Raw genomic sequence first — 8,241 nt, 5'->3', positions numbered from 1 at the left:
GGGTTGCAGGGCGACGGGGTTACTTTTTTGGGTGGCTTCGAGATATTCCAATAGGCCGCCAGCAGCTCGGACAGCGAGGGGAAATGGCGTACACCCCAAAGATTCTAGCGATCGCATCTTAAACGTATCCAAGAGCCGTTGCTTGGCTTCTGGCAGGGTAAATGGTGCCAGCGGGCGCATCGCATAGCAGAAGCAATTGGGCAAATTGGTGGGGAGTAAGTCGGAGGTTTCGCCAGGACGCAGCAGGCGATTGAGATCCGGTGCAGCGATCGGAATCAGGATTTCGGGCGGTTGGAGCCGCATTAGTTCTTGGGTGAGCACTTCTAAATCGGTGCTCTGGGTGGTGAGAAATTCACCCGTCGAGATATCTGTGTAGGCTAACCCCCAATTATCACCCACCAGGACGATCGCGGCCAGGAAATTATTGCGCCGTGATTGGAGCATTTCTTCTTCCTGAATCGTGCCGGGAGTCAGGACGCGGACGACTTCGCGCCGGACGAGATTACTTCCAGATGCAGCGGATTCGGCGGCGGTTTCCATCTGATCGCATAAGGCGATCGCGTAACCTTTTTCGACTAGCATGGCACAATAGCGATCGACCGCATGATGCGGTACGCCAGTCATCGGCACGCGCCCGATTTCTCTACCGCCCTCTTTACTCGTCAGGACGAGTTCGAGTTCCCGCGCGATCGTAATCGCATCCTGAAAAAATGTCTCAAAGAAGTCCCCACACCGATATAACAGCAGCGCGTGGGGATATTGCTCCTTGACCTCGACGTAATGCTGGTACATCGGCGAGAGCTTGGTGCGATCAAGTAAGCGATAATCGGCGTTGCGAATCTGACTCTGAGTCTGACTGGTGCGAATTCCAGTCAAATCGGGGGTGCTATCGGTCATGGATGGGCGAATAGTGCGAGACTTTAATCCCTATTTTAACGTAGTTGGAAGAACACTCTTGCTATCTAACGGTATCTCGATCGTACCAAATAAACGATCGTTGCATTGCAATGGTAATTATCTCAACATCTTACGGTACTATAGAAACATCGAACTGCTTCAATACAACATTCTAAAATTTAAAATAAACTAGACATATTTCTTGCTACAGCGTATCTTAAAACATGACTATAGATACACTTAATAAGAGACCACTGATAGAGGCAATTTGTGAGATTAGATGGGAATTTCAAAATGAAAGTTCAATCGACAACCCTAACAAACAAATTTCATTAGCTAATTTATTGGAAAAGGTACAGAGTAGCTATCCTGTATATGAAGCTATATCAATGCCACTTTTTCCTTTACCTGGTATTTCAGTTTCTGTTATGGAAGGATTCCCGTTACATCGTTTTAGAGTAGCTATCGAACAATGGCCGCTTGTTCAAGTAGGGGTGGGTATTGTGACTATAAATGAAACGGAAAAATACACCTGGGAGAATTTTTCAACTAGAGTCATGAAAGTGATTCAGCAAGTTATAGAGTCCCATTCTCAAAAGGGGAAAATTAAAATAACTAGTTTGGTACTGAAATACGTAGATGCTTTGGATTTAAACATCGAATCACAGAATATATATGATTTTCTCAGAGAAAAGCTAAATTTTGGAATTGCTATAAACCCTCGATTAGTGAGTGACCGTTTTCTCTCTGATATGCCGTCTGATTTCAATATGTCTGTTTCCTATAATTTAAAAACATCTGACTTATTAAACTTCAAGATTTTGCGAGGACAAAAAAGAGATAGTCAAAATATTTTTGCAGTAGAAGCACTTATTCTGGAAACTACGGTTATTAGCACTAAGCATATACAATCTGATTCTATCGAAGAATCAGCGAAAGAATGGCTAGAAGAAGCTCATAATATTACGCATGATTGGTTTTTTACTCTAGTTGATGGTGATTTATTGGAGACTTTTAAATGACATATACAGCTTATCAACCAATTGAACAGGTAAAAACAGCTTCACCATCTCTCAATCCCAGACGAGATGATTATTTATCACCTCTTATAGACTCATTAAAATTAATAACTACTGTTCCCAAACTTAATCCTTGTATTAATGGGAGTCCTTTCTTAATAACAAACAATAAGACAACTAGTACTGACAAGCGTCAACCTATCAACTAAATTACATCGTATTTTGCAAAAGAATACTTGCTAAATGTTGACGAAGGTATAGCTGATTACTTACAGGAAAAGCCTCACTTGATACTTGTCTTACTTAAGTTGCTACCGATTACAGCTAATTGTTTTAAAGGTGATAATTTACAACTCACAATTATTAAAGATCCAGAAAACTTTACTCTGGACAAGTTTGCCATTGTTGTGAATACTCGGCTACATTCAGATACGGCATTCATAAAGCTGCAAGAATTAGACGATCGGTGCTTTCAAGCTCGTATTCCAAACGATATACTTGTTCATGTCGAATTTTTCTAACTTTAATTGGAATGATTATTTTGAGTTGTCGCTGAATCTAGCAGGCATAAGTGACATCAGTGAATGCTCAAAAATCACAGAAAGTAGCCATGGCAAATCGAATGCTTGTTTGCGAGCATCGATCAGTCGGGCTTATTATGCAGCTTTTTGTATTGCTAGAAACTATTTAAGAGATGAGTTAGACGATCCTCGATTGAAAAGACAGAATAATGATGTCAATGTTCATAAGTATGTATCTGATGAATTAAGTAATTCTCCGAATAGGAATTTGAGCAAAGCAGGTAAAGATCTTAGCCGGCTGAGGATCAATAGGAATCAAGCAGACTATGAAGATAATGTTCAGGGTATCGAGTCAAAGGTAGCAATATCTATCAAACTAGCCGATGATATTATGCGATCGATCCCAAATTATCAAGATTAGTCGGGCATGAAATGTCGATCCAGCTAAGTAAGTCTCAGTAATATTTTACTCAAATCTCGTGCCCCTCGATCGTCAGTGCTGATCGATTGACAGTACCAATCGATCGAGCTATTTAGCAGAGACTATTTAATTCGATCAAGCCAGACCAAGGTTTTGCTAGGTTATTCACGTTTCTCAAGTACGATCGTCAGATGAGCAACCATTGCGCCAATTGCGCCGACAGCAGCCATGACGGGGAATAGAGCCGCACTGAGCACGCCACCAACCACCCCGACGGTTAAGGGGATTTCAATTAATGTGCGCCCTTCTTCATTTTTGAGAATAATCCGCCGAATATTACCTTGGTGAATCAGTTCCTTAATTTTGGTAACGAGTGCATCCCCCGTAATCGTAAATTCTTCTACCCCAATCTTTTCTTCAGTCTGAGTTGCGGGTGCTGTCGTTGCTAACTCAGCATGAACTCGTTCGACGTTTTGTTCGGAATCAACAGGTGCGTTCATAATTTCACTCTCCATCGCTGATGATAGCTCTAGCATAGAGGACAATGTTGAGAAACTTGTGAGGTCTTGTCAGTGAGATACAGCCCCAATAAATTTGGGACTGGTTCGATCGATAGTAGATATTTTTAGCTATCGATGAGTCAATAAATATTGACCATTGCCATTGTATTCACCATCACAAGTCGCAAAAGCGGTTGCTAATAGCAGTAAATAAAACCGCCAGATTCGCCGAAATTTGGAATAGTCCATCCCATAGTCCAACAGCTTGACACTGGCTTGAGCGGCATCAAATCGCTCTAACCAAGTCATAAATGTCTGGTGATAATTCATCCCATTGAGATACCATCGATCGATAGTTTGGAGATCGCGATTGTGACTGGGAATGGCATCATAGTTCCAATAACGACCGTGGGGGAAAATATACTTGTGGGTAAACCCCGATGACATATTGTTGGGGATGCGGGCGGTAATCAGATGAATGAAGACCTTACCCTCACTTTCGAGTAGGGATGAAAGTTTCTCGAACGCGTTAGTCAAATTTCCCACATGACAAAAGACGCCGATCGACAGAATCTTATCGAATTTTTGGCCGAACTGGACATCGTTTAAATCCCCTTCATGTAAGGTAAATCGACCGCCACTCAGAAAACTCTGAGGATCTTGCATTTTGTGCCGGATATATTCGCACTGGTGATGACTGAGATTTACCCCAGTAAACTGGACATTTGGGAATTTGGACATGATGTAATTGGGCACGCAACCCCAACCACAACCAAAATCCAAAATTCGATCGCCATCGACGATTTCGAGTCGTTCGATGACTCGATCGATCATCTGAATTTGGGCTGATTCTAAATCGGTGGCTCCATCTTCCCACCAGGCCATACTGTACTTGGGATAAATAATCGGCCAATCTCCCAACATCTGATTGAGCATCGCTTGGGGCAAGTCGTACTGCACCTGCATCAGTTCGCGTGAGGATTCAGCTAATCGATCGGATTCGGTTAAGACCCATTCATAGGGAGCGAGTAAACCGGGCGCGTGTTTGAATAACAAGGGCATCGATGCTTGCATTAGCGATCGAAAGACCAGATCGGGAATTTCTAAGCCATTAATATAAGCTTCCGCTAAGGTCATTTGACCGGCATTGAGCACACTAGCCATCAATCGGGTCATTTTATAGGCTAATGGACTTTGGATCGTCAGATTGTTGCCGATCGGAAGCTGTTTTGGCGGTGCTGGAAATAGATGTTCAGAAGTCATTTCAGTTGTACCCCCTATTCGTATCTCCAAAGTAGATCGATAAGTTGAGGAACTCGTGAAGACAGCGATGCTGTCCTTGCATTTCGATCGCATACCAGATTTATTGAAAGCGGAGAGCGGGGAAAAGACAAGTAAATTAAATGACTAACAGCTTCTGTTCAATCGAGTCAGCGTGTGCCCATGCCCCCTTCCAAAGCTTGCAGATCTGTGTCACGATCGATAAAAAGTCTTTGGGAGATGAGCCGATGAGAATTCTCGTAGTCGAAGACGATCCGGCAATTGCCTTCCTGATTGAGACGCTGCTGGAAAGCAATAAATATGCAGTAGATTTGGCAACAGATGGACAAGCAGGCATAGATCTGAGCGATGCTTATGAATATGATGCGATCTTATTGGATGTTACTTTGCCCAAAAAAGATGGCATGACTGTCTGCCGCGAGATCCGCGCCAAGGGCAATACCGTGCCGATTTTGCTGCTCACATCCCTAAATTCTCCGGCAGATCGCACCAATGGACTAAATGCTGGTGCTGATGATTATTTGGGAAAACCATTCGATCGCGATGAGCTACTAGCGAGAATTAGGGCACTATTGCGCCGCTCTCACGCACCCTCAGTGCCAATTTTGAGCTGGGGCAATCTCCATCTCGATCCGGTCAGTACTACTGTCACTTTTGGCGATCAGGTAGTCCCCGTTACCCCCAAAGAATATGCCTTACTAGAGCTATTGCTGCGCAACAGCAAGCGAGTATTTAGCTGTAATGCCATTCTCGACCACCTGTGGTCTTTGGATGCCCCTGGTGAAGATACTATTCGCACCCATATTAAAGGTTTGCGCCAAAAACTCAAGCAAGTCGGCGCAGCAGCAGATACGATCGAAACGGTGTATGGCATTGGTTATCGACTCAAACCCATCGATCCACCGGGAACGTCGCTGCTCAATGAGACTTGGGAGAAATTCAAGGGGCAAGTCCACGAGCAAGTTGCGGTATTAGAGCAACTGGCCGTGAGATTTTTAAACCGAGATCTCCAGTCCGATTGGCAAAAGATCGGCAAAAATATCGCTCATTCACTGATTGGTTCGCTGGGATCGTTTGGCTTTTCCCTAAGTTCGGAATTAGCGCGCCAAATTGAAAAATTACTCGGTAGTGGTCGAGATTTGACTGCCGAACAAGGGCAACTGCTATTTTCACTCGTCACCGCCCTCCGCGAAGAACTAGATCGGCCAATTTCGATTAGCGATCCGCACAGTTTTGAACCAGATATTGCGACAGATATTCTCTTGGTATCGACAGATAAAGATCTCGATCTCCACATCCAATCCCTAATCGCGGCGCGAGGATGGGTCGTACAAATTGTACAGACGATCGCGGCAGCTCGATCGCAACTCCAATATCATCGCAGTCGCTGTATTTTACTGACAGCGGCGGCGATCGAGCAAACAGATGAAGTGTTGCGCTTACTCGTCGAAGTCAACAAACAAGTGCCATTAGTCCCCGTCATTGCTATTGCCGATCCAGCGCATCTAGATCCAGCCTTACACCAGTTAGAGAATATTAGTATTTACCCGACTGCGATCACCGATCTGATGGCATCGATCGAACTAGCGATTTCCAATGCCGAATCCGCGCAGACGCATGTATTAGTTGTCGATGACGATCTGAAAATTTTGGCGATTTTGCGCGCACTACTAATCCCGTGGGGATTCAAAATTACGACCCTGGTCGATTCCCAAAAATTCTGGGAGGTTTTGCCCATCGCCAAACCCGATCTCGTCATTTTAGATATCGAAATGCCGATCGTTAGTGGGTTGGATTTATGCCAGTCAATTCGAGATCGATCGGAGTGGTCGGATCTGCCGATTATTTTTCTCACTGCCCACAATGAACCCAGCATCATTCACCAAGTTTTTGCGATCGGAGCTGATGATTTTGTGACCAAGCCAGTAATTGGACCCGAAATTATTGCGCGGATTACTAATTTAATGGAGCGTCAGCAGGTGCAAAGATTGAAAGTCACCCAATGGCAGCGCAGTGATGTCAATCGCTCTAAACTGGCAAATCGGGATAAAATTCAAGCAGCGTTGATGTCTATTAATGCTGCATTACCACAGGATAATGCCTTACAATCTCCTCAAAGTCGTCAGATCTTAAACCAATTAGATATTCTACAGCAATTACTGTTAGATACTTTTTAACTGCGATCGAATGAGGGCACAAAACTCAATAAAATTCTGGAAAGTTGGTAAATGATTGGCTTGTCTCTGAGATCTACTCTGCAACTCTTGGAGATAATATTCCTCTTGAACATCTCTAGGCTTTGTTTTAGAATATTGCATATTTCTGGCTGCAAATAATTCCTTCAAATAAGCCTCATGGAAGTGAGCATGAACATCTGATTCGTACTTGCCCATTAATTCTGGACATTCTTTTGAGACATCATAGTAGCGATTATAATCCAGCAATCTTTGTGATTGAGGTTGTCGAGAGTATATTTTGCTATTACCCAGAAACCAAGTTTCGATGCACCTATTTTGGATAACTATTTTTAGTTGAGTATTTTCAAGGTTTAGTTGATTTTCAAGAAAATATTCACGAACTTCCTGTTGCATGTACTCGACACTATTTTCCTCAGCATCCGTACAAATAATCAGATAATTGTATTTTTGGCTGATATTAATATTCTCTACAGCAGCTTCAACTTCTTCATAAAGAGAAGGATAACCACCACCACTAATTAAATAATAATTATTCGTGTGAGCTTGACTAGGATTTTTTACCCGTTGCAATTCTGGCAACAAATAACCCAGCCAAAATGGATATACTTGACGTTCTGTTTTGCCCTCAACTATAAAATACAAGTTCATCCGACCTGAATTCCCTCAGTATAATCTGGTAGATTGATGAGCTGAGTAAATACCTTATGTCTAGATCCTGACAATTCCTCATAATCAGTCGCATTTGTCGCAGTTACTAAGCTTCCTTTACGAGTAATAATTTTCCAATATTGCATCGGAATTTTATTGATAATATAGGGATGATGACTGGTAATGATAAATTGAATATCTTTTCGATCGTTTAACAACTCTGTTACGACATCAATACAGTTAACACCTAGACTATTCTCAAACTCATCGATTAGTAGGATACTGCCTTCTGCCAATAGATATATCTCGACAATATGAGCGAGGGTTTTCAACATGCCCATTGAAAGATTAGATTGAGTAATCCATTGATCTACCCCTATCTCCTTTAGCTCCAATGAAAAAATAGGGCTTGCTTTTTCAGACCATTCAAACCTTGATCGCGTTGTTAATATCCTGAAATCCGCAACTTGCTGAAATATTTCAATAAAATTAGACTTGACTCGATCGAATATCTCTCGATTGTTAATCCACAATAAGCCTAGTCGATCGACTAAAGTACCATTTATTCCTCTAATATCTGATAGTGATAATCCGTCTGTTCGATCGTGTATAGAGCTACCTACCCATCTTCCCGATTGTTGAACTTGACTATCAACAATCAAACTTAACCCATTAATTATTGGAATAATCTTATCTTTAGATCGCAAGATTTTAATTAAACTCTCTGATGGTGGGAACTTAGGCATCTCTATGCCT

General features: G+C 42.6%; 7 protein-coding genes and 1 pseudogene. 3 read left to right on the top strand and 5 right to left on the bottom strand.

Annotated features, from left to right (window positions below; genetic code table 11):
* A pseudogene (locus RMO27_RS20835) lies at positions 1–792 on the bottom strand (DNA mismatch repair protein MutS); the annotation flags it as partial.
* A gap of 329 nt (positions 793–1,121) precedes the next feature.
* On the opposite strand from RMO27_RS20835, the gene RMO27_RS20830 reads away from it, so the two are divergent.
* Both RMO27_RS20830 and RMO27_RS20825 read left to right on the top strand, forming a co-directional pair.
* Positions 1,122–1,919, top strand: coding sequence for a TIGR04255 family protein (locus RMO27_RS20830; RefSeq protein WP_309736183.1), 798 nt, complete (start codon positions 1,122–1,124; stop codon positions 1,917–1,919).
* A 501-nt stretch (positions 1,920–2,420) separates the two neighbouring features.
* Positions 2,421–2,858 carry a hypothetical protein gene (locus RMO27_RS20825; RefSeq protein WP_309736180.1) on the top strand — a complete coding sequence of 146 codons (438 nt, stop codon included), beginning with the start codon at positions 2,421–2,423 and terminating at the stop codon, positions 2,856–2,858.
* A gap of 161 nt (positions 2,859–3,019) precedes the next feature.
* On the opposite strand, the gene RMO27_RS20820 is transcribed toward RMO27_RS20825, so the two are convergent.
* Positions 3,020–3,358 carry a DUF4342 domain-containing protein gene (locus RMO27_RS20820; protein ID WP_309736178.1) on the bottom strand — a complete coding sequence of 113 codons (339 nt, stop codon included), beginning with the start codon at positions 3,356–3,358 and terminating at the stop codon, positions 3,020–3,022.
* A 129-nt stretch (positions 3,359–3,487) separates the two neighbouring features.
* Positions 3,488–4,621: a class I SAM-dependent methyltransferase gene (locus RMO27_RS20815; RefSeq protein ID WP_309736175.1), complete on the bottom strand. Its 1,134-nt coding sequence runs from the start codon at positions 4,619–4,621 to the stop codon at positions 3,488–3,490.
* A 140-nt stretch (positions 4,622–4,761) separates the two neighbouring features.
* On the opposite strand from RMO27_RS20815, the gene RMO27_RS20810 reads away from it, so the two are divergent.
* Complete coding sequence (locus tag RMO27_RS20810) at positions 4,762–6,816, top strand: response regulator (protein WP_309736174.1); 2,055 nt, start codon at positions 4,762–4,764, stop codon at positions 6,814–6,816.
* Here RMO27_RS20810 and RMO27_RS20805 read toward each other — a convergent pair.
* Both RMO27_RS20805 and RMO27_RS20800 read right to left on the bottom strand, forming a co-directional pair.
* Complete coding sequence (locus RMO27_RS20805) at positions 6,802–7,485, bottom strand: hypothetical protein (protein WP_309736173.1); 684 nt, start codon at positions 7,483–7,485, stop codon at positions 6,802–6,804. The two genes, RMO27_RS20810 and RMO27_RS20805, sit on opposite strands and share 15 nt — an antisense overlap.
* Positions 7,482–8,241 (bottom strand): AAA family ATPase (locus RMO27_RS20800; protein WP_309736171.1); only part of this gene is annotated, 760 nt, incomplete at its 5' end. The genes RMO27_RS20800 and RMO27_RS20805, both read right to left, overlap by 4 nt.

Source organism: Chamaesiphon sp. OTE_75_metabat_556 (genome assembly GCF_031378165.1).
Taxonomy (GTDB): domain Bacteria; phylum Cyanobacteriota; class Cyanobacteriia; order Cyanobacteriales; family Chamaesiphonaceae; genus Chamaesiphon.
This window is presented reverse-complemented; position numbering and strand designations above follow the sequence as displayed.